This window comes from Sciscionella sediminilitoris, from assembly GCF_000737195.2.
Lineage (GTDB): Bacteria > Actinomycetota > Actinomycetes > Mycobacteriales > Pseudonocardiaceae > Sciscionella > Sciscionella sediminilitoris.
This window is the reverse complement of the sequence record NZ_JALM01000114.1, coordinates 1-21,329: the sequence shown is the minus strand read 5'-3', so window position 1 is coordinate 21,329 and position 21,329 is coordinate 1. Positions and strand designations below refer to the sequence as shown.

Sequence of the window (21,329 nt, the reverse complement as noted above, 5' to 3'; positions counted from 1 at the left end):
TGATTACGGGACAACCTTTACCGCCGTCATATGTCCCACGAACGCAGAGTCGAGGTTCCCGACGTCAGGGTTTTGGGCGTTGTCGAGGCGTGTGGAGCGGTCCGGGGGACCGGTTTACCGCCTTGCGGTCCGCAGCATGCGCCCGAGCCGATCGACGGCACTATTGTCCGCCAGGACCCCGCGCCAGGAGCCTCGGTCGATATCGGGAATGACGTAACACTGTGGTCGGGTAACGGTCGAGCCGGACAGAAGGTCCTCGATCCAGACCTGACCACGGCTGCGGCACCCAAGCCGTAGCCGTTCGCTGGAATGTTTGCACGTGCCGGCTCCGGGTATCTTTTCACCCGAGGGCACCCGCGACCGGTAATCGCACACGGAAGGTGGCGGCCCGAGGGGCGCAGTGGAGGAACGAGGTCCGAGATGACCGAACAGGTTGACGTGGAGCGGCTCAACGGGGATTCGTGTGCGGTCACGATCCGACGTGGGGTGGCCACCACTCACCATCGCGTGACCATGAGCGGTGAATTGTTCGATGACCTGCTCCTTCCTCGAACCGCGGCGACACATGTCGTGGAGCAGACGATGCGATACCTGTTGGAACGCCGCTCGGCCGGCTCCATCCCGCACGACATCGATCTGGACGAGCTGCGTGAACACGACGCCCGCTATCTGACCGCATTACGAAAACGGCTCGCTGGCTGAGGTTCGGCCCGGGATTTCCGTTCCATGGCACGAAGACCACGTAGACAAAACAAGCCAGCAGCTGGAGCTCATAGGAAGCGTGGAAGAGGCCGAGCCCGACGTCGCCCCTACCTACGGCAAGGAGTCCGCCGGAACTCGGCCGAGCCGACCTCGGCGCGCAAGAGGTACTCGGGTTGCCGCTAACGCTTGGGCTTCAGCGCCTTGCGTAATTTGTCGCCTGCCTGCTTGAGGCTGCCCTTCGTCTTTTGAGCCTTGCCCTCCATCTGCCATTGTTCGTTGTCGGTCACTTCACCTGCTTTTTCCTTGGTCTTACCCTGCAATTCTTCAGCTTTGTTCTTTGTCTCGTCATCCATAGACGGGGAGTACCCCCAGGTAGTCGATGTATGCTTGCGCGTTTCGTTCCATGGGGCGCGGGTATGCCAAAGCGGAAGGGAGGGCAGCTATGCCGGAAGAGTTGCGAGTCGAGGATCTCGGAGAAGGTCAGTTCGCGGTCGTTCGGCATGGCCGTGCCGTGTCGCATTGGTATGCTGGTGCTTCCGTGCTCAGGCAGGTGGGCTCCCGGTCTACTCCACGTCGAGTTGTCGAATGTGCCGTGGCGTATCTGACCGAACACGAGGCCGGCGGACGATTGCCGGAGAGTCTTGACCTCGAGCGACTCATGACAACTGACGAGAATTTTTTGACGCAGGTACGCCGGAGACTCGAGGAACCGGTCCGGCTCCCGGAGGACCCGCGGAATCGTCCCAGAGAAGCCGTCAACGCCCTCGAAGAACGAATCACCGAACAGACCCGGGCCATACACGGCGGCGAAGAGCGTCATCCGCGAGCTGTGTCCGCTGAAAGTGGCGAACCGGAGGATGACGATCCCAGCGCGCGCCTGCACACCGTTGAGGAACCACCGGTCTGACCGCTGATCGATACCGCGCATCCGTGCGGACTTCATCGATGAGCGGTGCGGGAGCGGCCAGGCCCCTCGGACTTAGTCTTCGGTGTCCTCCTCCGAACCGGCGGACCCGATCCCGGATGCGGTCCGCCGGTGCTCGAGTCGTTCGCGCTGCGGACGGACCGTGTATTTCGGGTCCTTCGCCGAGGCCATCCCGGCGTGGAAAACGCCGAAGCGGGTGGCCGCCGAGGCCGCAAGCAACGCGAAGCCGGACATCGCACCGAGACTCCGGCTACGCCCGGAAACCGCCGCGCCGACGGCTCCAACCAGTGTCAGCGCCTTGCTCACCCGGAGACAGAGACCGCCCCGGCCTCGGTCATAGGGTTCGGCCACCATGCCGAGCCGGTCGCGCAGACCGGCGGTGGCCGTCAGTTCGCAACCGGCGCCCAGTATCGCGAGCAGTCGTGCCGGTGCGGTCTCGTGCCGTGGTGCGAACAGTGCGAGACCGCCGGCCGCCTGTGCCGCCGAGCCGATGAATACGAACGGCAGTTCGCGGTAGGCGTCGTGCCAGGCGGGCACGGCGGTGTCGCTGAGCAGCGCTGCGGTGTAGGCCGCCACGGCGGGCCCGGTCACGGCGGCAACCGCGGTGGCACCGCCGCCCGCGAGCCGGGCCGTCCTGGGATAACACCGCAGTACCCGCTTGGCCACCGCGAGCCGGGTGAGACGATCGCGCTGAGCCCAGAGCGCAGCGATCCCTGCCGCTGGTGCGTAGCCGGACAGCAGCCACGAACCCACACTCATCGGAGAGCTCGGTTTGAACACCCGAAGCATGTTGAGGAATCGCTCCGGCCTGCCGAGATCGTGCACGAGGGCGCCGAGCGAGGCCAGCGCGGCACCGGCCGAGGCGGCCGTGGTGAGCTGCTGGAGTGCCCGTCGATGGCTGACCGCGGCACCGGCGCCGAGTAGCGAACTCGCTCCGGCGAGCCCGCCGAGGAACAGGTAACCGGGAACATCGGGACTCTGCCACACCGGGGCATTGAGTACCGGGCGGCCGTAGTAGGAGCCGAATTCGGCGTCGGGAACCATCGGTCGTTCCCTGCGCCCGCGTCCGCGCCCGCCGGTGACGGCATCCTTGGTGCGGTCAGCATGGGGCGATCGGGCCATGAGGGCCTCCTCAGTGCTTGGTCAGCGTTTGCCGAGTGTGGAACCGAAGGCGACAGCGGCTATTCCGGCCAGGGTCACCGCAGCTGCGGCGACGTGCCGCCACATCGAGGGCAGATCGCGTGTGGTGACCACGGGGTCCGGCGGCAGCCCGTACACCTCCGGCTCGTCGAGTAGCAAGAAGAACGCGCCTGTTCCGCCTACGCCATCGGTGGGATCCGCGCCGTAGAGCCGCGCCTCGGCGACACCTTGATCCTGCAGCCGTGCTACTCGCTGCTCGGCTCGTTCGTGGAGTTCGTCGAGCGGCCCGTATTGGATGGAATCGGTCGGACAGGCCTTGGCGCAGGCCGGTTCAGCCCCCGCACCGATGCGGTCGTAACACAGGGTGCACTTCCATGCTCTCCCGTCGCCCGGACGTCGATCGATCACTCCGTACGGACAGGCCGGTATGCAGTAGCCGCACCCGTTACAGATGTCTTCCTGCACGACCACGGTGCCGAATTCGGTGCGGAACAGCGAACCGGTCGGGCACACATCGAGGCAGGCGGCGTGGGTGCAGTGCTTGCACACATCGCTGGCCATCAGCCAGCGGAACTCGCCTCCTTCGCCGGGCGTGGTCGGGTTCATCGCGGCGTTTTCCGGCGCGGTGGCCGTACCCTGCTCGGCCATCGCCAGCACATCGCCGGTGTGGTGCATCCCGGCGTCCTGGAACCCGACCGGTTTGCGCTGCTCGATGAACGCCACGTGCCGCCAGGTGTCGGCACCGAGTCCGGCGGTGTTGTCGTAGGACATTCCGGTGAGGTCCAGTCCGCCGGAGGGGATGAGGTTCCACTCCTTGCAGGCGACCTCACAGGCTTTGCAGCCGATACATACCGAGGTGTCGGTGAAAAAGCCCATCCGCGGCGGATGGTCCGGATATCCGCTCACTGTCGCGGGATCGTGCTGTGTTCGTTCGGTCATCTCAGATCTCCGTCCCGGTCTCGTCTGTGATCCCTGCCCTGCGCTGGTATTCCCGGACAAGTGCGTCGCTTCCCGCCGCGTCCGGGCGCCTGCCGGGGCGAATGTCGCAGGCGAAGGCCTTCACCTCCTGGATGTGCACGTTCGGATCGAGAGAAAGCGCGGCCAGCTCGTTGGCCGCGTCCCCGGTGCTGAAACCATTGCGACCCCAGTGGTAAGGCAGTCCGACCTGGTACAGCGTGCGTCCCTGCACGGTGATCGGGCTCATCCGGTCGGTCACGAGCGCCTTGGCCTCGATCACCGCGCGGGAGGTCACGATCGTTGCCCAGCCGAGGTGTTCGATGCCGCGCTGCGCTGCCAGCTCGGGGGAGATCTCGCAGAACATTTCCGGCTGGAGCTCGGAGAGGTAAGGCTGCCAGCGGCTCATCCCACCGGCGGTGTGGTGCTCGGTGAGCCGATAGGTCGTTGCCACATAAGGGAAGACGTCGGAACCGGGTTGGCTGCCGCTCGGCTGCAGGCGATTGTGCCTTCCCCGGTACGGCAGGACTTGTCGCACCGGGTTGCGCTGCTGCGGATAGAGCCGGTTGTCGAAGGGGGAGTCCTGCGGTTCATAGTGCGCGGGCAGCGGACCGTCGACCAGCCCTGCCGGGGCGAACAACCAGGCCTTCCCGTCGTCCTGCATCACGAACGGTTCGTCCCCGGCCAGTGCCGCCGGACCGCGTGCGTCCGGGGAAGGCCGGTAGTCCGGTGGCTTCGTGGCGGCGAAGTCCGCTATGTCGTGCCCGGTCCAGCGCTGCTGCTCGGCGTCCCACCACACGAGCGCCTTGCGTGTGCTCCACGGCCGACCGTCCGGGTCCGCCGATGCGCGGTTGTAGAGGATCCTGCGATTGGCAGGCCAGGCCCATCCCCATTCGCCCGCAACCCAGCTCTGCTTGATGCCCGGGGTGCGCCGCGCGGCCTGGTTGACGCCCTCGGCGCGCACGCCGCAGTAGATCCAGCAGCCGCATGCCGTGCTGCCGTCCTCGGTGAGCTGCTCATAGCTGGACAGCGGCCGGCCCTCGGCGTCCCAGCCGTTGATCTCGGCGAGCACCGCATCGGCCTTGGGTTCGGCGATTCGGCCGTGTACGGGGTAATCCCAGGTCAGGTCGAGCACCGGGCGGTCGGCCTCCTCGGTACTGCCGGCCAGCTTCTCCCGGATACGCCTGCCGAGGTGGTAGGTGAACCACAGGTCACTGCGCGCCTCACCGCCCGGTTCGACGGCGGTGTGGTGCCACTGCAGCATGCGCTGCGTGTTGGTAAAGCTGCCGTCCTTCTCCGTATGCGCGGCGGCAGGTAAGAAGAACACCTCGGTGCCGATGTCCGTGGTGGACAGTTCGCCACTCTCGATCTCAGGGCCGTCCTTCCACCAAGTGGCGCTCTCGATGAGAGAGAAGTCGCGGACCACCAGCCAGTCGAGGGCCGCCATGCCGAGCCGCTGCAGTTTCGCGTTCGCCGATCCGACCGCGGGGTTCTCGCCATAGAGGAAGTAGCCGACGCACTCCCGGTCGATCTGGGCCATCACGGTCTCGTAGGTGCTGTGGCTGCCGGTCAGTCGTGGCAGATAGTCGAAGCAGTAGTCGTTTTCCTCGGTCGCGATGTCACCCCACCATGCCTTGAGCAGGCTGGTGAGATAGGCGCCCATGTTCGCCCAGTACCCCTTGTCGGTGCTCTCGGCCACCAAGAAGGCCGCCCGGTCTTCGTTGGCGTGCGCGTGCGGCATCGGGATGTAGCCGGGCAGCAAGTTGAACAGGGTCGGGATATCGGTAGAGCCCTGGATCGAAGCGTGGCCGCGCAGTGCGAGGATCCCGCCGCCGGGCCTGCCGATATTGCCGAGCAACGCCTGCAGAATGGACGCGGTGCGAATGTACTGGACCCCGACGGTGTGCTGGGTCCAGCCGACCGAATAGACGAATGCCGTGGTCCGGTCCCGCCCGGAGTTCTCGGTGAGATATTCGCAAACGCGCAGGAACTTCTCCCGAGGCACTCCGCATACCTGTTCGACCATCTCCGGTGTGTACGCGGCGAAATGACGTTTGAGGATCTGGAAAACCGTGCGTTCGTGGCGAAGTGTCGGGTCGCTGGGCGCGCCACCCGAGCGCGCTCCGCCGGACCCGTGCGCCTCACCGCGCCCTGCTGCCCGCACATCCGCGCCAGCGCGGTCCTCGTATTCCATATCCCGCTCACCGGAGGCGGCCTGCACCAGAGAATCCTCGTACTGCCAGGTGTGGAAGTCGTAGTGCCGGTCCTTGGCGTCGAATCCCGAGAAGAACCCATCGAGGTCTTCGGGACCCGCGTACTCCTGCGTCACGATCGAAGCCGCGTTCGTGTAGTGCAGCACGTAGTCGTGAAAGTACTTCTCCTCGGTGAGCACATAGTTGACGATGCCGCCCAGGAAAGCGATGTCCGTGCCGGCGCGCAGCGGCACGTGCAGATCGGCGAGCGCGCTGGTTCTGGTGAACCGCGGGTCGACGTGAATGACCGGGGCACCGCGTGCCTTGGCCTCCATCACCCATTGGAAGCCGACCGGGTGGCACTCGGCCATGTTCGAGCCCTCGATCAGGATGCAGTCGGAGTTCTGCAGGTCTTGCTGGAATGTCGTGGCGCCGCCGCGACCGAAGGAGGTGCCCAGACCGGGCACCGTCGAGGAGTGTCAAACCCGTGCCTGGTTCTCGATCTGTACCGCGCCGAGCGCGGTGAACAGCTTTTTGATCAGGTAGTTTTCCTCGTTGTCCAGTGTGGCACCGCCCAGGCTCGCGAACCCCAAGGTGCGCCGGGTACGGGCGCCGTCTTGTTCCCACTGCCAGCGTGCCCGGCGGGTCTCGATCACCCGCTCGGCGATCATGTCCATCGCTGTGTCGAGGTCGAGTCGTTCCCAGCCGGTGCCGTACGGTCTGCGGTAGAGCACCCGGTGTTCCCGGCCCGGACCTGTGGTCAGTTGCAGGGATGCCGAGCCTTTCGGACACAACCGGCCGCGGCTGACGGGGGAGTCCGGGTCACCCTCGATCTGGGTGACCTTTCCCTCGCGCACGTAGACGTTCTGGCCGCAGCCCACCGCACAGTAGGGACACACCGACTTGACGACCCGGTCGGCCTCCTCGGTGCGTGGCGATATGTCCGCGCTGCCGCGGCTTTTCGCTGCGGCGCCGCGTCCGCTGCGGTCGGTACCGGTGAACTGGCGGAGCACGGGCCAGCCCAGCCATCCTCGTGCGGCCACGGTCACCTCCGGATCCGGTGCTCTGCCTCTCGGCGGGTACCCATCCGGGAGGCAAATATGCATCCGGTCATGGTCGCGGGTCCACCGGATACGGTCTGCCGGTCAGGGCGCGACGGTCCTCGTGGTCGCGGATCGTGACCCGATTCCGGTCGAGTAACTCCAGCAGCGGCACGGCCACCCTCCTGCTGGTGTCCAGCACACGGCGCGCCTGACTCATCGTGAACGGAGCGTCGAGGGTGCCGAGTCTGCGTGCTGCTTCGTTAGGGGCATCGGGCAACAGATAGACGCCGTCGGCTATGCGGAGCAGCTCGCCCCGGTAGACGGCGACGGCGAGGTGCTCGGTGCGCAGCCCGGCGTCGGCGAGTTCTGGCTGGTCAGGAGCGGCGAACGGGCGTCTGCGCATGCGGGCGTACAGCCGCTCGAGTGCCTCGGCCGCACCGGCGGGCAACACCGGACTCGCGGTACGGGAACGGACACCGTGCTCGTCGAGGACGAGGTCTTTGCAGGCGGCGACGAGCGGTGCGAGCAGCTCCCGTCCGGGCAGCCCCAGCGCGCGGGCCACGATAGCGGGAGCAAGGCCGGGGGACAGCGGTCGTTGCCGCGCGTGCTGCTCCACGAGCCGGGTTAGTTCCCGTGTCCAGCCTTGCCAGCGTGCAGGCGCCACCCACCAGCCGGACACCGCCACGACCCCATCCGGAACGCATGCGTCCGGCTCGACTATCCCCGAGGTCACCAGTCGGTGCACCCGTACACTGCCACGCCTGTGTACCTCGGTCGCCGGGTCCGGGGCACCGGTGAGTGCGGCGAGTTCGACGTCCCGGTGTGCGGCGGCACCGCGATGATTCAACCGCGGCGGGTCGATGTCCAGAGCCACCGCTCCAGCTACCTCACGGGTGCCGGGGGCGCGCAGGATGAGCCGTTCACCAGTGTGGATCGGCAGCGGATGCCGCAACCGCAGCCGGGCGGTGCGTTCGCCGAGCGGGCGCAGATGCACCGAAACGGCGGCAGCGCCCACGTGCAGCATCGGCGTGCGTGGCAGCCGGTGGCCCTCGTCGATCCGCACGTCCATAGTGGACACTGCGGCCCATCGGCCCGGTGCGAGCAGGGCAGCGCCCCGGTGGACGCGGTCGCGAGAGACACCGCGCAGGTTCACCGCTACCCTCGCCACCGCCGAGGAGTAACCCACCGGCTGCTTGAGCCGTTCCATGCCCTTGACGCGCACCGGCTGTCCGGACGGGGACAGCACCAGCTCATCGCCGACCCCGATCGTGCCGCCGGTCAGTGTCCCGGTCACCACCGTTCCCGCGCCACGAACCGTGAACACCCGGTCCACCCACAGACGCGTGGCCGAGCTGGGCTGGGACGGCATCCGCGCCACAAGGCGTCCCAGCGCTGCGCGCAAGGTGTCCAGTCCCGCGCCGGTGATACCGCTGACCGCGACGGCCTCCGCTCCGGCAAGGGAGGTGCCCGCGAGCCTTCGGCGTACCTCGGCCAGCGCGGGTCCGGCAGGAGCGAGGTCAGTGCGGGTGACCGCGATGACCCCGTGTTCGACGCCGAGGGCCTGCAATACGGTCGCGTGTTCCTCGGTCTGCGCGGACCAGCCGCCGTCGGCGGCGACCACGAGCAGGGTGGCGGGCACCGGGCCGACACCGGCCAGCATGTTCGTGATGAAGCGCTCGTGTCCGGGTACATCCACGAACACCAGATCGTCGTGGCCGCCGAGAGACATCCAGACGTACCCGAGATCGATGGTCATACCGCGCCTGCGCTCCTCGGCCCATCGGTCGGGCTCCATCCCGGTCAGCGCCCGCAACAACGTGGACTTGCCGTGGTCGACATGGCCCGCGGTGGCGATCACGTGCATGCGCGCACCGCTTCCGCGAGCTGTTCGTCCGCATCGGCGGGTACACAGCGGAGATCGAGCAGGCATCGTCCGGCTTCGATCCTGGTGACCACGCACGGGCGTCCCGCACGCAACATGTCGGCGAATCGCTCCGGAAGCGCTATGGCCCAGCCGGGTAGCCGCGCTTGCGGAGCACCTCCGCCACCGACGACGCCAGTCGAGGGCACGGCCTCGGCGGGCACGCCGTCGGCGGCGAGGTCGGTGACGAGTGCGCTGGCTCGCCGATGCAGCCAGTCGGGATCGGCGTGCAGGGCAGCACGTACCGGAGAGTCGGCAGCGTCGAGCAACGTCGCCTCGAGCGCGGCGAGCGTGAGCTTGTCGACCCGCAGCGCGCGGGCGAACGGATGACCGCGCAGTCGCCGCACAGAATCCCGCCTCCCGAGTAATAGCCCGGCCTGTGGCCCGCCGAGTAGTTTGTCGCCACTCGCGGTCACCAGGTTCGCCCCCGCGCTGAGCCAGCTCTGTGCGGCTGGTTCATCGGGCAGCAGCGGGTCGGAGTGCAACAGTCCCGAACCGAGGTCCGCCACCACGGGAACCCCGAGACCGGCGAGTTCGGACACCGACACCGAGGAGACGAAACCGCGGACAGTGAAATTCGAGGGGTGCACCTTCAGCACGAACCCGGTTTGCGGTCCCAATGCCGCAGCATAATCGGAGAGTGCCGTCCGGTTGGTGCTGCCGACCTCACGCAGCCGGGCCCCGGTAGCGGCGAGGAGCTCGGGTATCCGGAATCCGTCGCCGATTTCCACGAGTTCGCCGCGGCTGACGATGATCTCCTGATCGTTCGCGAGGGCCGCGGCGGCCAGTGCCAGTGCGGCCGCACCGTTGTTGACCACGAGCGCATCCTCGGCCGCCGGGACTGTCCGGCACAGCGCGGTCGTGGCCGCCGTGCCACGGCGGGCGCGAGTACCGTTGCCGACGTCGTACTCCACGTCGACGTATCCCGCGGCCTCTCGTATCGCTTCGCGGGCGCGGGTGGATAGCGGCGCCCGGCCCAGATTGGTGTGTACCACGACCCCGGTGGCATTAAGTACCGACCGTAGCGAGCACGGCCGGACCGGGGCCGCGGCCAGCACGGCGTCGACCACTCCGTCCGGCCGGAGATGACCGGCACGCACAGCGTCCTGTGCGGCATGGACCGCGCGCTTGAGAACAGCCGGATGGAGCTGCTCGCGCATGGCGGTCAACCGTGGGTCGGCGAGGATGGTGTCGGTGCCCGGCACGGTCCTGCGGGGATCGGTCATCGGCATCAGCCCACCACCAGCCGAGTGTCTGTCGTTTCGGTCAGCTCCCCGATGACCGGCGCGCCTGGTATCTCTCCGGCGATAAGTAGCCCGCCCGAGGTCTGCGCGTCGGCGAGCAGGAGCCGGTCAACCTCGGCCACCTCGGCACCCCAGCTCGTATACGGCCACACCCAGTCCAGGTTGCGCCGAGTGCCGCCACTGACGAACCCTTCGGCAGCCGCCGCGCGGGCCCCATCGAGATAGGGCACAGCGCCCGGATCGATCCGGGCGCTGACCCCGCTGGCGCGTGCCAGTTTGTACAGGTGCCCGAGCAAGCCGAATCCGGTGATGTCCGTTGCGCAGCGCACCCCGCACCGGACCGCGTTCTCGGATGCCGCCCGGTTCAGTGTCGTCATGGCCGCCACTGCCTGTTCGAATCGGTCACCGGTGGCCTTGTGCCGGCTGTTGAGTACCCCGATCCCGAGCGGTTTGGTCAAGGACAACGGGGTGCCGGGCCGACCGGTGTCCAATCTCAGCAACCGGTCCACGCTGCCGAGTCCGGTCACGGCAAGTCCGTACTTCGGCTCGGGATCGTCGATGCTGTGCCCACCCGCAAGTGGGCAACCGGCCTCCCGTGCGACATCTCCACCGCCGCGCAACACCTCAGTCAGTAACTCGATGGGCAAGGTCGCCCGCGGCCATCCGACCAGATTCACCGCAAGCACCGGATGGCCGCCCATGGCGTACACGTCGGAAAACGCGTTCGCGGCAGCGATCCGACCCCAGTCATACGCACAATCCACAACCGGAGTGAAAAAGTCGGTCGTGGCGATGACAGCGGTATCCCCGTCGAGCCGGACGGCCGCGGCGTCATCCCCGTCGTCGAGCCCTACCAGAAGCTCACGCTGGCCCGTGTTCTGACCGACGAGCCCTGAGACCGCCCGCTCCAGCTCGTCTGGAGGAATCTTGCACGCACACCCACCCCCGTGGGCGTATTGAGTCATCCGCACGGACTCAGACATCCAGGCGTCCTCCTGCGCTTCGACCGGGCACACGTTGCCATGGTGACTACCCCGCCGGGAAACGACGCAAACCTGAATCTGAGAGAGGAGGTGGCGGAGGGGAACGGGAATCGAACCCGCCAGGTCGAGATGCTCGACCTCGTCGGTTTTGAAGACCGCGGCGCCCACCAGGACACATGCCCCTCCACGCAGGCGACGGAGCGCGAGCCTACCAAGCTCGGCAAACCGTGGGCTCTGCAATGAAGCAGGATCCTCATCGTCGTCGGCCTTATGCCGAAATCTGGTAGGTCCCTACGGTGTGTGCTCGCCGACCTGCGCCGGCTGGCCTCGCCTTTGTCCGTCTCGGCGCCGGGCCACTGGCGGATGGGCGCACGGACACCGCTTGATCGCTCAGAATGGGTATGGTGTCGGCGTCTCCCACTCGTCGCGTTGGCTGGCCGGGATGCCGGTGACTATTGGCTCACTTGCCTCGTTGACCCCGTCTGGAATAGGGCACACTGCTGACGGGCACGCGCGCGGTACCAGAATGGGGAACGGCCACCGGGTGGACGGCGTGGAATCTGGTGGCGCTCCAAGGCTTTTCGGATGGTAGCGCGGGCTTGACCGGTCACCATCTCGATCTGTATCGCTGACAAGCCTGCGTCGCAGTACAGTGCCCGCAAAGCATCTGGACACAGGTTTACCGGGACCGGGAACCGTTCCCACAGGGGCCGTCCCGCGGGCACGTGCGGGATCCGGTACCGAGTCAACAGGTTCGCGACCCGTTCGTCGGCGTACAAGGCGTGGATCAAGGCGATGCCACCGGGAGCCCGCCCCGAAGCGCGTACCCGCAAACCAGCATCGTGTGCAGTACGTATCGTGCTGCCGTAAGGAGCGTTGAGTTGTGCGCTGATTTCGCGCAGCGACAGACCGTCTTCGTTGTAGAGCTCGGACACCAGCTGCACATTCAAGGTGTGCCGATCTGCTCGGTCCCCGCCCCCGCGGGGCCGCCGAGTGATGCCCCGCTCGACCAGCCGGGTGCGTACCCGTCGCTCCGGAACGCTGAATAATTTCGCGATCTGGCGCGACGACAAGCGCTGGGCAAGGTAGAGCCATGCCAGTTGTTCGGTCAGTCCCGCTGGATCGGTCACGCGCCGCGCCGGACGCCGGCGCCCGCTTCCACGTGGGGGAATCTTCATTCCGGCCGTACGCAGCACCTGTGTTACACGAGGGCGCGAAACCTCTAAGGTGCCCGAGATCTGTCGGATCGATAGGCCACCGCGTTGGTAGGCGCGTACTATCCGCGTCTCGAGCGCAACATCATGGTTGCCTCTCGTCCAGCAACATGTCGACGCCGCGTTAGTAGCTCTGCCCATATGCGCCACTACCCTCCTGCTCTTCGCAAGGTAGAAGCCATCAGGGCAGCAGCACCCGGTTGGTGGTGGGCCTCATCACCGCGTTCCAGTGTTGCTGGTCCTCGCCGCACAAGCAAGCATTGTGTGAATACTACGTCTATTCCCGTGCGGCGAGTGCGGCTGATCGAGCGATTCCGGCGGGTTGTCGTGTTGACGGGAACGGTTGACGGGAACGTTCGCGGGATACTCGAGCTGGCGGAGAACGGTTAAACTCGTGCAACCGCGGGCACCGAAACGTTGCTGGCCTGCGAAAGCCTGCTAGCGGGCTCAGATCAGCTAGAGGGGCGATCTTTTCGTGCCGGTAACGACAACTTCGCCCACGCTTGAGAACGAGAAAACGTATCGCGAGTTCTGGTCTGAGGCGACCGGGCGGCGAATGCCGCGGTGTTGTCGCGGGCGCAGCGTCAAACGGCTGGCGAACGGACGAGGCCGAGCGCGCGCCGATGTAGCCTTGACCGGTAAACGCTATTCGAATCAGGGTTGTTTCGAGTAGTCAGAAGCCCTCTGAGAAGGGACTGCATCATGAACTGCTTTGACTGCGCCGAACATGGTGAATTCAAATCCGCTGTGGCGATCTGCACGACGTGTGGAGCGGGAGTATGCCGAGACTGCGCACATGTTGGTGTGAGTACGATTAAGTACCCATCGGGCTTCTCCTCGGCCGAAGAAACCTTCGTCGAGACCCGCAAGCTTGCATGCCGTGTCTGCACGGCAGCGCTGAGCGCTCATCACGCCCAGGCTTATCGGTTTGTGCCCGCCGGGGAATCCGCACCCGTGTAGCGTGGCCACAGACGGGAGATTGCGGAGTGCCGGGTGGGGCGGTGTGGGATGCCGCCGACGAGCGGCTCTCCGGGAAGACCGTTCCGGAGGTGTTTTGGTGCGGCTCTGGAATGATGCCAGTCCGCTCGCCGAATACCGGCCCAGTTTCTCAGGTGGACCTTTGCCGGATGGCTATATGGTGCGTGGCTGTTCCAAGTTTCAGGGTGAAAACTGATTCGAGGTCTGTCAGCGGCAATCCCGCCAGATACCAGGCACAGGCTGCCGATGGCAGCACGTCGGACGGTGCTCCGGAAGTGGAAAGGTGCCACTGACTGCCGTCTCGGAACTCGATGCTCGCTTCGTGCGGTCCGAGAACGGCCGCGACCATGGCATGTGGGTATCGCAAGAGGATCGCAGTCGTCCGGTCTCCCTGCTCCTCGTCATCGGCTAAACAGTCGGTGAGCACTGCGGCTTGGGATAGCAGTGTTGGGCGCGCATGATCGATCGGGCAGAGCAGGTGTGATTCGGTCTCGTCGGCGGATGCTTCGGTGATGGAGCTGAAAGCTGCTCTGCGGACAAGGCGGATTTCGCGCGTGGCCCGGTCGAGGTGAGCTGAGACTCGCAGCGCCAAGGAGGATTGGTGATCAGGAGTGTAGGTCGGCAGTCTGGTCAAGACATCTCCACCGGACTACCGCACATCGCGATGGGTAAACGTACGTGCGGTGGGTATCCACAAGAGGACGACCCGTCTGGAGAAGGAAAGACATGCCGATCGGCGACAGCGAGGAAACCATCAGGCTGCATGTGGACGAGAGCACCTACCGAGTCGTGGTCGACCCTCGCAGAACGGTACTGGATCTCTTGCGTGAGCAATTGGAGATCTTCAGTGTCAAGAAGGGGTGCGACCACGGACAGTGCGGCGCGTGCACAGCGCTGGTGGACGGGAGACGTGAGCTCACCTGCCTACTGCTCGCCGTGACCTGTTCCGGCGCGGAGATCATCACTGCCGCGGGCCTCACCGGAGTTGGGTACCGGCTTCAGCGTGCGCTCGTCGAATGCGATGGGCTCCAGTGCGGCTACTGCACTCCCGGCCAGGTCTGCTCAGCTGTCGGCATGCTCGACGAGTTCACCCGGCGGACACCGAGCAACGCGGCCGACGACGTTCGTGCTGATCCGGAATGGACCGAAAAAGAGATCGCGGAACGGATGAGCGGCAACATCTGCCGCTGCGGTGCCTATCGCGGCATCCGCGCCGCGATCCGGCAAGCGGCACGGAACGAAAACACGGAGGCCGAATGAAACCGTTCGCCTACGGCAGGCCGGCGACCGCAACCGAAGCAGTGCGGTCAGCCGCCGCGGACCATTCGGCCGCGTTTCTCGCCGGGGGCACGAATCTGGTCGACCATCTCAAGCTCGGTGTTCGCAGTCCCAGCCGGATCATCGATGTGACAGCGGTGACTTCGGACCGTATCGAGGAATGCGGTGACCTACTGGTCATCGGCGCCGGTGTCCGCAACAGTACCCTTGCCGCGGATCACAGGATCCGCGAACGGTACCCGGTACTGGCCAGAGCCCTGCTTTCCGGTGCTTCCCCGCAACTGCGCAACGTGGCAAGTACCGGAGGTAATCCGTTACAGCGCACCAGATGTGTCTACTTTCAGGATGTTTCTGCGCCATGCAACAAGCGGACCCCCGGCTCGGGTTGCTCGGCCATCGGCGGATCCACACGCCACCACGCGATCCTCGGTGCCTCCACCAGCTGCCTCGCGACGCATCCCTCGGACATGGCCGTCGCACTGGCCGCGCTGGACGCACGAGTGCGATTGCTGGGGCCCAGCGGGGAACGCACACTGCCGTTCACCTCGCTGCATCGGCTTCCGGGCGATCAACCGCAACATGACACGGTACTCCAGCATGGCGAACTGATCACCGCGATCGAGCTACCACCGCTGCCGATCGCCCGCTGCTCCGCCTACCGCAAGGTACGTGACCGCGAGTCGTATGCCTTCGCGCTGCTTTCGGTCGCAGCCGCGCTCTCGGTCAACGCCGGTGTAATCCAGGACGTGCGCATCGCGTTCGGCGGCGTCGCGCACAAGCCATGGCGTGCCTACCGCGCCGAAGATGCGCTGCGCGGCGCACCGGCAACCGAGAAGAGCTACCGCAACGCCGCACAAGCCGAACTCGAGCAGGCTCGCCCCCTAGAGGGCATCGACGGTGGCAACGCGTTCAAGGTCCCACTCGCGACACGGACATTGGCCGCCACGTTGCGTGAGCTCGCTGAACAGGAGGGCACCGGATGACCGAACTCTTGGAAACAAACGCCGTCGGCACCGAAATGCTCCGTGTCGACGGCGCCGCGAAGGTGACCGGAACCGCCCCATACGCCTACGAAGCAGACCTCGCCGACGCCGTGTACTGCACCGTGGTGCAAGCTGGGATTGCCCGTGGTCGAGTGATGAGGATGCACACAACCGAGGCCGAGGCGATGCCCGGTGTCCTTCGGGTACTGACCCTGTTCGATGCCGAGCGAATCGCCGACACCAGCGACACCGAGCTGGCGATCATGCAGGACGACCGGGTGCCGTTCCGGGGCAGGATCATCGGACTGGTCATCGCCGAAAGCTCGGAGACCGCCCGACACGCCGCAGACCGAGTCGTGATCGAGTACGAGCAATGGGACCACGACGTCGTGCTCGGCGAGGACCGTCAGGACCTGTACGCCAGCTCGGACTTCGCCGCCGACAGCGAGGAAGGGGACGTGCGCGCGGCGCTGCCCGGCGCGGCGGTGCGGATCGAGCGCCGCTACGCCACAGCCATGACCTACAGCAGCCCGCTCGAACCGCACGCGAGCACCGCCCTGTGGGATAAGGGAACGCTGACACTGTGGGACTCCACTCAAGGAGTACACCCGGCACGCGCCACGATCGCGTCGCTGTTCGGGCTGCCGCAGGAACGGGTACGGGTCGTCTGCCCATACGTCGGCGGCGGGTTCGGGTCAAAAGGCACCGTACACGCCCACACCGTTGTAGCCTCCCTCGCTGCCCGCCTGGTACCTGGCAGGCCGGTGCGGCTGGCTCTGACACGCCAACAGATGTTCATCCACACCGGGTACCGCACACCGACGATCCAGCGCATCCGGCTCGGCGCGGACGATGAAGGCAGGCTTTCCGCGATCGCGGTCGACGTGGTGGAGCAGACCTCGCGCATCAAGGAGTTCGCCGAACAGTCTGCCATGCCGGCACGAGTGATGTACGCGGCACCGAACCGGCACACCACACACCGGCTCGCCGCGCTGGATGTGCCGGTACCGTCCTGGGTCCGTGCCCCCGGCGAGTGTCCCGGCATGTTCGGCCCGGAAGTCGCCATGGACGAGCTCGCCAGCGAGTTGAACATTGACCCCATAGAGCTACGGGTACGCAACGAGCCCGCACGCGACCCGGACACCGGGAAGCCGTTCTCCACCCGGAACCTCGTGGCCTGTCTCCGTACTGGCGCGAAGCGATTCGGCTGGGCAGGACGCGACCCACGCCCCCGCACGCGCCGAGACGGCGACTGGCTGCTCGGCACCGGTGTCGCCGCCTCGATGTACCCGGTGAACCGTCAGGAAGCGACCGCCCGCATCCGATACACGGTCGGCCGTTACACGGTAGAAATCGGCGCGGCGGAACTAGGCACCGGCACCTGGACCACACTACGCCAGATCGCCGCGGACGCCCTCGCTATGCCCACCGAGTCAGTGGAGCTACGTATCGGGGACACGGCATACCCGACCGCATCGGTGGCGGGCGGTTCCTCCGGAATGACCACCTGGGGAACCGCCGTAGTGGACGCGGCACGGGCAATGCGAAAGAAATTCGGCGCCGCCCCACCCGACGGCGCCGAAGCTCACGGCAAGACCTCGAGCAACCCGGCAGCCGAGCAGTACGCGATGTACGCTTTCGGCGCCCAGTTCGCCGAGGTGCGGGTACACGCTGACACACGAGAGATCCAAGTTTCCCGCCTACATGGCACTTTCGCAGCCGGCCGGATCATCAACCCGGTCACCGCACGCTCGCAGCTCCTTGGTGGCATGACCATGGGGCTTTCGATGGCGCTGCACGAAAACGGTATTTGCGATCCGTGCACCGGGCACGTGGTCAATGATGATCTCGCCGAGTACCACGTACCCACCAATGCCGATATCGCCGAGCACAGCGCCGACTGGATCGACGAACACGACCCGTATGTCAACCCGATCGGCAGCAAAGGAATCGGCGAGATCGGGATCGTCGGCACCGCCGCCGCTGTGGTCAACGCCATCTACCACGCAACCGGAATACGTGTGCGCGACCTGCCGGTAACGCTCGACAAACTGTTCTAGCACGGTGTTCTGCCCGAGGTACTAGGCGCTGCCCATCGGTTAATTCCGAGGCGAGCGCCAACGCTTCGTCTAACGATTCCCTGCTCGTCCGCGGATCGGAGTCGGCTGGCCGACAGGTTCGGTCGTCACCTCGGCCACGTTCGTCGCTGTGGAGGTTTCGACGTGTGATGCAGTGGATGCGACAATTTCCGGACGGGCTCGCATGGGAAGGGTGTTGACCCAGGCATGGGGCCCGGCGTTGAAGGCGCGGGCGGAACAAAACACCCCGCGCAGAACAGCACAGGCGCACCACCGGAGCGAACGCCGCACTCGCAACATCAGAGTCGTCGGTCTTCCTGCGATCGCTGCATCAGCCAGCGTACGCTGATAGCGGCTATGCACCCGGGACGACATCGTTCCGCACCGCGGGCACCGCGCCCAGCCCGATCTCGCCGAGCCCCAAATCTCCGTGCCCGCATCGCAAGCCTTCACCGAATCGACCACCACATCCGTGAGATGAGGAAGCAAATCCCTTAGACAGAAATCATTATTAGCATGACACGATAATATTATTCCATTCTGGACAGTCCGTAACGGACAGTTACGCACGTGTCTTCACGAAAAGTGCGGCAGAGCTGTTACCGCGAAAGACCCCAGGAGCCTTTTGAGAGGGCGGTCGGAGTCGCCAGTGGTTGGCTGCCTCCTGGACCACGCCGCTGCCTCCTTCCGCACGAGCTGCGTCATTCCTGCCGCAGCATTGGCGCGCGCACACCGCCGTGGCGGGGTCAGCCTGTCGTCGACAGCTGGGACGGTTGCTGGCAGTCGGAGTGTGCTTTGGGCGAGCGATTCGTGAGTGGCGCCGGTGGTTTGATGAGTGCTACTCGCGGCGTTCGGTGTCGGTGGTGAGCCAGCGGGCGACGTCAACGAGTTTGAGGTGGGTATCTTGGGATGCGCTGGTCAGCATTTGGAAAGCTTCGGTGTCGCCGACGTTGAAGCGTTCGCGCAGGATGCCTTTGGCTTGGCCGATCTCGTCCCGGGTAGCCAGGGCGCGGCTCAGGTTGCTGGCTTGGTCGGCGCCGTAGAGCAGCAGCGCGGCGTGCAGCCCGAACAGACCGGCGGTGAGCTGGGCCGAAAGGTCGAACACGTGCGGTTGGGCGGCGTAGAGGTTCAACGCGGCCCGCCAGCCCGGGGCAGTGGACAACTCGGTGGAGCACATGGCGCGGTAGCCGGCTTCGACCGCGGCCGGTGCGAAATCTGGCCAGCGAGTGGCGTCTTCGTCAGCCAGGTCGTCGGCTACCACCAGTCCGGTCGGTGGCGGGTCTTCCGCGGCGGTGATGCAAGGGCCTTCGTGTAGGGAATTCTGCAGCTCGTCAAGCTTGCGGACATCCTCACTGGTGGGAGCCCGCGAACTGACCCGATTCTGCTCCGTCAGGGAGATACCCCCGGCATCCGCGCCGGGCACGGTGTCCACGGCTGCGGCCATGATCTGGTCAAGGGTGGCTTCCAAATCGGTGAGGCTGCGTGTTCCGGTGATGCGCTGCGCGGCGGTGCGCAGGCTGGTTATGAGCTGGTCGGTATGTTCGGGCTGCAAAAGGTACCTTCCACGAAGGGCGCCCGGCCCGCCATGAGGAAATGCTGAAGGTCCGCTCGGTCTCAATTGGGGCCAGGTACCGAGTATCTGGTCAGGACGACCACCATCGCGACCGCCCTATTCTTGGGGTTTACCCACACAAGGGCTGACGTTAACGCTTCCGGCCGCAGCCACCCGGCCGTCGGGAAGCCGGCCGGTCCGACAGTTCACTACACGGCGTGGGCCGAGCCTGGACCAGGTCGATCCGTTCTCAAACGACGGTGCAGCTCATCCGGTATCGGCCAGCAGAGTTGTAGCGCGCCGGGGATCGCCAGCCACCAGAGTATGAACTGCCAGAAGGCCAGCTGCTGCCCAAAATTGTTGCGCTGAATACCAGTGGACAGCACAATCACGCGGTCATTGCGAGGGTCCTGGTTAGGGCATCCTGCTCACCTGCTGCTCGTCGCGATGCCGATCGGCGGATGGGAGACGGAGGTGCAGACTGTTGTTGGTCCTGAGTCGGGAAGTCTGTGCCCCTGCTGCTACCGCACCGGCGGACTCGGGTACCGGGAAGGACTCGCCGAAGAACATGGTTGGTCAGTACAGGAGAAGTAACGAGCGAGGCGGTGCAGGATGAACTCCGGCAGCTGTTACTCGTAACCACGCCCTCCGTCCCGGGGTGCAGCGTTGACATGCTCTTGCTTGGCCCACCGGATGCGGTAACACGCCTCGTTTGACCGTCGCGTATGGCCCCAACCCGCCCGTAGGTGCCCGGTTATTCGTCAATAGCGTAGGGGGCCAGGCTGTCGACCAGCTCGGTGTCAGCGAAATGCGGGGCGACAGGTGCCGGACCGGGCTGGTCCAGTTCGTCGAGCTGGGTGGTTACGAACGTGAGTAGCTCATCAGGAGTTGGTATGAGGCTGCGACCGTAGTAAGTCAGGATACTCAGAGCGCCGCCCGGGTACGGTTCTAAGGCTAGAGCCCAGCCGTATTGTTGGTCCCACAGCAGCGCAAGGTCCTGCCCAGGGTGGGCAGGGCACCGTTCAGACAAGGCGATGTAGGCGCTGGCCCAGTCGCTGAGCTCGCATAAGGTCGCTTCCGTGCCGACACCGAGTGCGGCAGCGATCTGGGCGATGTAGTTGTGTAGCGCCGCTTCCAGCGTGGAGATGGGTGCGTCGTAGTCGCCGGTGAGGTATCTGGACATGGTCAACTCGCCACCCCGATCCCGAGCCCGACGCGGAGGTACGGTTTGCCGGGATCACGGTGCGTGTCGCTGGACTGGGTGGACATTCTGTCCGAGATCCGCTGCACTGCAGCCGCGGTGCGGTCGTCGTTTGCATCCGCGTGTACGCGACCCCAGGTCCCGGCTCGCAGCTGTTTTCGCTCGGGCTTTGGAACGTAAGGGTACTGATGGATAACCTGATGTGACAGCAGTAAAATTGTTCTCAACAACATGGACGATACCGACCTCTCGTGTTCTGTGGCAGCGCGCCACCGCCCGCGGTCGGGCACCCAGTCAGGAGAAGGACAGCTGGCGGCAACGGTTTAACCGCCCAGGAGGTGCGTATCCAGCTCATCCGGTGGCAACCACACACGAACGCCCGTATGGTTCAGAATTGCAAGGATATCTCGCTCAGCTTCTCGTTTCAGCGAGATCATTGGAACGGTGGCCAGCGCTAATTAACCGGAGGTGTTTCCTCGACGCGCATGTCCGGCAGGAGAGTCGAGCCTGCTGCGTCGCTCGACTCTCCTGCCGTATGAGCGCCGACGTTTGTCGGTCTACTCGTTGCCGCTCCCGCTCTGCCTGCCGCCTTCAGCTTTAGCTTCGCGGGGTTGCTCCTGAGCACCCTGCCTTCCGGCCTCCTTCGGATCGGCGCCTTCACTGGCCCCGAATTGACCAGGGCTTGCCTGACCACCTTGCGCGGCCTGTTCTTCGGTGTCCTCGCGATTACCGAATTGGCCTGGGTTATTCGGGTCGGGCATGATGATGCCTCCTTTCTGAGGGGCCGTTGTTGGTGGGCGATCTGCCCGTCGGCCTCGGTGCATTCGTACCCGTAGCACTGGCCGGTAAACGCCGAATCCGCCCCAGCCGATGCCTTCGTTTAGCAGCGTGCCTTTTCGGCCGCGGCTGCACGGTTCTGGTAGCTAGGGCGTGTCTCCCAA

19 protein-coding genes, 1 tRNA gene and 1 riboswitch are annotated in these 21,329 nt (G+C 65.6%); of the genes, 7 read left to right on the top strand and 13 right to left on the bottom strand.

Going from position 1 to position 21,329, the window contains the following annotated elements:
• Positions 1-30: 30 nt before the first annotated feature.
• Together AD72_RS38275 and AD72_RS31600 are read left to right on the top strand one after the other, a co-directional pair.
• Entirely contained in the window at positions 31-297 is a 267-nt protein-coding gene (locus AD72_RS38275; protein WP_082469267.1) for a PASTA domain-containing protein, read from the top strand.
• Positions 298-420: 123 nt separating this feature from the next.
• A complete protein-coding gene (locus AD72_RS31600; RefSeq protein WP_031470305.1) occupies positions 421-702 on the top strand; it encodes an RNA-binding protein in 282 nt (93 codons plus the stop codon).
• A 179-nt stretch (positions 703-881) separates the two neighbouring features.
• Here AD72_RS31600 and AD72_RS36085 read toward each other — a convergent pair whose 3' ends face one another.
• On the bottom strand, positions 882-1,055 hold the full coding sequence (locus AD72_RS36085; RefSeq protein ID WP_082469266.1) for a CsbD family protein: 174 nt from the start codon (positions 1,053-1,055) through the stop codon (positions 882-884).
• An 89-nt stretch (positions 1,056-1,144) separates the two neighbouring features.
• On the opposite strand from AD72_RS36085, the gene AD72_RS36865 reads away from it, so the two are divergent.
• A complete protein-coding gene (locus AD72_RS36865; RefSeq protein WP_156365461.1) occupies positions 1,145-1,609 on the top strand; it encodes a hypothetical protein in 465 nt (154 codons plus the stop codon).
• A 72-nt stretch (positions 1,610-1,681) separates the two neighbouring features.
• On the opposite strand, the gene nrfD is transcribed toward AD72_RS36865, so the two are convergent.
• The 7 genes from nrfD to AD72_RS31560 form a co-directional block, all read right to left on the bottom strand.
• Positions 1,682-2,749, bottom strand: a complete 1,068-nt coding sequence (gene nrfD / locus AD72_RS31595) for an NrfD/PsrC family molybdoenzyme membrane anchor subunit (RefSeq protein WP_031470304.1) — start codon at positions 2,747-2,749, stop codon at positions 1,682-1,684.
• Between the two features lie 21 nt (positions 2,750-2,770).
• Complete coding sequence (locus AD72_RS31590; RefSeq protein ID WP_031470303.1) at positions 2,771-3,706, bottom strand: 4Fe-4S dicluster domain-containing protein; 936 nt, start codon at positions 3,704-3,706, stop codon at positions 2,771-2,773.
• 1 nt (position 3,707) lies between these two features.
• Positions 3,708-6,956 carry a formate dehydrogenase gene (gene fdh, locus AD72_RS31585; protein ID WP_231645081.1) on the bottom strand — a complete coding sequence of 1,083 codons (3,249 nt, stop codon included), beginning with the start codon at positions 6,954-6,956 and terminating at the stop codon, positions 3,708-3,710.
• A 67-nt stretch (positions 6,957-7,023) separates the two neighbouring features.
• Positions 7,024-8,820 (bottom strand): selenocysteine-specific translation elongation factor, encoded by a 1,797-nt coding sequence (gene selB / locus AD72_RS31575; protein ID WP_031470300.1) that lies wholly within the window; start codon positions 8,818-8,820, stop codon positions 7,024-7,026.
• Positions 8,811-10,103, bottom strand: coding sequence for an L-seryl-tRNA(Sec) selenium transferase (gene selA / locus AD72_RS31570; RefSeq protein ID WP_031470299.1), 1,293 nt, complete (start codon positions 10,101-10,103; stop codon positions 8,811-8,813). The genes selB and selA overlap by 10 nt, the downstream gene beginning before the upstream one ends.
• Positions 10,104-10,108: 5 nt before the next feature.
• Positions 10,109-11,104 carry a selenide, water dikinase SelD gene (selD, locus tag AD72_RS31565; RefSeq protein ID WP_031470298.1) on the bottom strand — a complete coding sequence of 332 codons (996 nt, stop codon included), beginning with the start codon at positions 11,102-11,104 and terminating at the stop codon, positions 10,109-10,111.
• Between the two features lie 91 nt (positions 11,105-11,195).
• Positions 11,196-11,290, bottom strand: a tRNA-Sec gene (locus AD72_RS31560).
• Between the two features lie 1,193 nt (positions 11,291-12,483).
• Positions 12,484-12,548: riboswitch (Fluoride riboswitch) on the bottom strand.
• 472 nt (positions 12,549-13,020) lie between these two features.
• On the opposite strand from AD72_RS31560, the gene AD72_RS38270 reads away from it, so the two are divergent.
• Positions 13,021-13,278 carry a DUF2180 family protein gene (locus tag AD72_RS38270; protein ID WP_082469264.1) on the top strand — a complete coding sequence of 86 codons (258 nt, stop codon included), beginning with the start codon at positions 13,021-13,023 and terminating at the stop codon, positions 13,276-13,278.
• A 148-nt stretch (positions 13,279-13,426) separates the two neighbouring features.
• Here the strand turns inward: AD72_RS38270 and AD72_RS36860 are convergent, their stop codons facing one another.
• The gene (locus tag AD72_RS36860) at positions 13,427-13,930 is read right to left on the bottom strand and encodes a hypothetical protein (RefSeq protein ID WP_156365460.1); all 504 of its coding nucleotides are present in this window, start codon (positions 13,928-13,930) and stop codon (positions 13,427-13,429) included.
• 92 nt (positions 13,931-14,022) lie between these two features.
• Here AD72_RS36860 and AD72_RS31555 point away from each other — a divergent pair, with 92 nt between their 5' ends.
• Genes AD72_RS31555 through AD72_RS31545 form a run of 3 tightly spaced genes read left to right on the top strand, consistent with a single transcriptional unit; the run spans position 14,023 to position 17,617 of the window.
• Positions 14,023-14,556, top strand: coding sequence for a (2Fe-2S)-binding protein (locus AD72_RS31555; protein WP_031470297.1), 534 nt, complete (start codon positions 14,023-14,025; stop codon positions 14,554-14,556).
• Positions 14,553-15,557 carry an FAD binding domain-containing protein gene (locus AD72_RS31550; protein WP_031470296.1) on the top strand — a complete coding sequence of 335 codons (1,005 nt, stop codon included), beginning with the start codon at positions 14,553-14,555 and terminating at the stop codon, positions 15,555-15,557. Before AD72_RS31555 ends, AD72_RS31550 begins: the two co-directional genes overlap by 4 nt.
• A complete protein-coding gene (locus AD72_RS31545; protein ID WP_031470295.1) occupies positions 15,554-17,617 on the top strand; it encodes a xanthine dehydrogenase family protein molybdopterin-binding subunit in 2,064 nt (687 codons plus the stop codon). Before AD72_RS31550 ends, AD72_RS31545 begins: the two co-directional genes overlap by 4 nt.
• 69 nt (positions 17,618-17,686) lie before the next feature.
• Here AD72_RS31545 and AD72_RS38265 read toward each other — a convergent pair whose 3' ends face one another.
• From AD72_RS38265 to AD72_RS36070, 4 genes are all read right to left on the bottom strand, one after another.
• On the bottom strand, positions 17,687-18,088 hold the full coding sequence (locus tag AD72_RS38265; RefSeq protein WP_425480793.1) for a transposase family protein: 402 nt from the start codon (positions 18,086-18,088) through the stop codon (positions 17,687-17,689).
• A gap of 385 nt (positions 18,089-18,473) precedes the next feature.
• Positions 18,474-19,187: an ANTAR domain-containing protein gene (locus AD72_RS31540; protein ID WP_051899226.1), complete on the bottom strand. Its 714-nt coding sequence runs from the start codon at positions 19,185-19,187 to the stop codon at positions 18,474-18,476.
• A gap of 754 nt (positions 19,188-19,941) precedes the next feature.
• Complete coding sequence (locus AD72_RS31535) at positions 19,942-20,370, bottom strand: DUF6292 family protein (protein WP_037348012.1); 429 nt, start codon at positions 20,368-20,370, stop codon at positions 19,942-19,944.
• Between the two features lie 575 nt (positions 20,371-20,945).
• The gene (locus AD72_RS36070; protein ID WP_082469262.1) at positions 20,946-21,149 is read right to left on the bottom strand and encodes a hypothetical protein; all 204 of its coding nucleotides are present in this window, start codon (positions 21,147-21,149) and stop codon (positions 20,946-20,948) included.
• Between the last annotated feature and the right edge of the window lie 180 nt (positions 21,150-21,329).

Coding starts and splice junctions, on each gene's coding strand:
- AD72_RS38275 (WP_082469267.1), top strand. CDS start 31: ATGTCCCACGAACGCAGAGTCGAGGTTCCCGACGTCAGGGTTTTGGGC.
- AD72_RS31600 (WP_031470305.1), top strand. CDS start 421: ATGACCGAACAGGTTGACGTGGAGCGGCTCAACGGGGATTCGTGTGCG.
- AD72_RS36085 (WP_082469266.1), bottom strand. CDS start 1,055: ATGGATGACGAGACAAAGAACAAAGCTGAAGAATTGCAGGGTAAGACC.
- AD72_RS36865 (WP_156365461.1), top strand. CDS start 1,145: ATGCCGGAAGAGTTGCGAGTCGAGGATCTCGGAGAAGGTCAGTTCGCG.
- nrfD (WP_031470304.1), bottom strand. CDS start 2,749: ATGGCCCGATCGCCCCATGCTGACCGCACCAAGGATGCCGTCACCGGC.
- AD72_RS31590 (WP_031470303.1), bottom strand. CDS start 3,706: ATGACCGAACGAACACAGCACGATCCCGCGACAGTGAGCGGATATCCG.
- selB (WP_031470300.1), bottom strand. CDS start 8,820: ATGCACGTGATCGCCACCGCGGGCCATGTCGACCACGGCAAGTCCACG.
- selA (WP_031470299.1), bottom strand. CDS start 10,103: ATGACCGATCCCCGCAGGACCGTGCCGGGCACCGACACCATCCTCGCC.
- selD (WP_031470298.1), bottom strand. CDS start 11,104: ATGTCTGAGTCCGTGCGGATGACTCAATACGCCCACGGGGGTGGGTGT.
- AD72_RS38270 (WP_082469264.1), top strand. CDS start 13,021: ATGAACTGCTTTGACTGCGCCGAACATGGTGAATTCAAATCCGCTGTG.
- AD72_RS31555 (WP_031470297.1), top strand. CDS start 14,023: ATGCCGATCGGCGACAGCGAGGAAACCATCAGGCTGCATGTGGACGAG.
- AD72_RS31550 (WP_031470296.1), top strand. CDS start 14,553: ATGAAACCGTTCGCCTACGGCAGGCCGGCGACCGCAACCGAAGCAGTG.
- AD72_RS31545 (WP_031470295.1), top strand. CDS start 15,554: ATGACCGAACTCTTGGAAACAAACGCCGTCGGCACCGAAATGCTCCGT.
- AD72_RS31535 (WP_037348012.1), bottom strand. CDS start 20,370: ATGTCCAGATACCTCACCGGCGACTACGACGCACCCATCTCCACGCTG.
- AD72_RS36070 (WP_082469262.1), bottom strand. CDS start 21,149: ATGCCCGACCCGAATAACCCAGGCCAATTCGGTAATCGCGAGGACACC.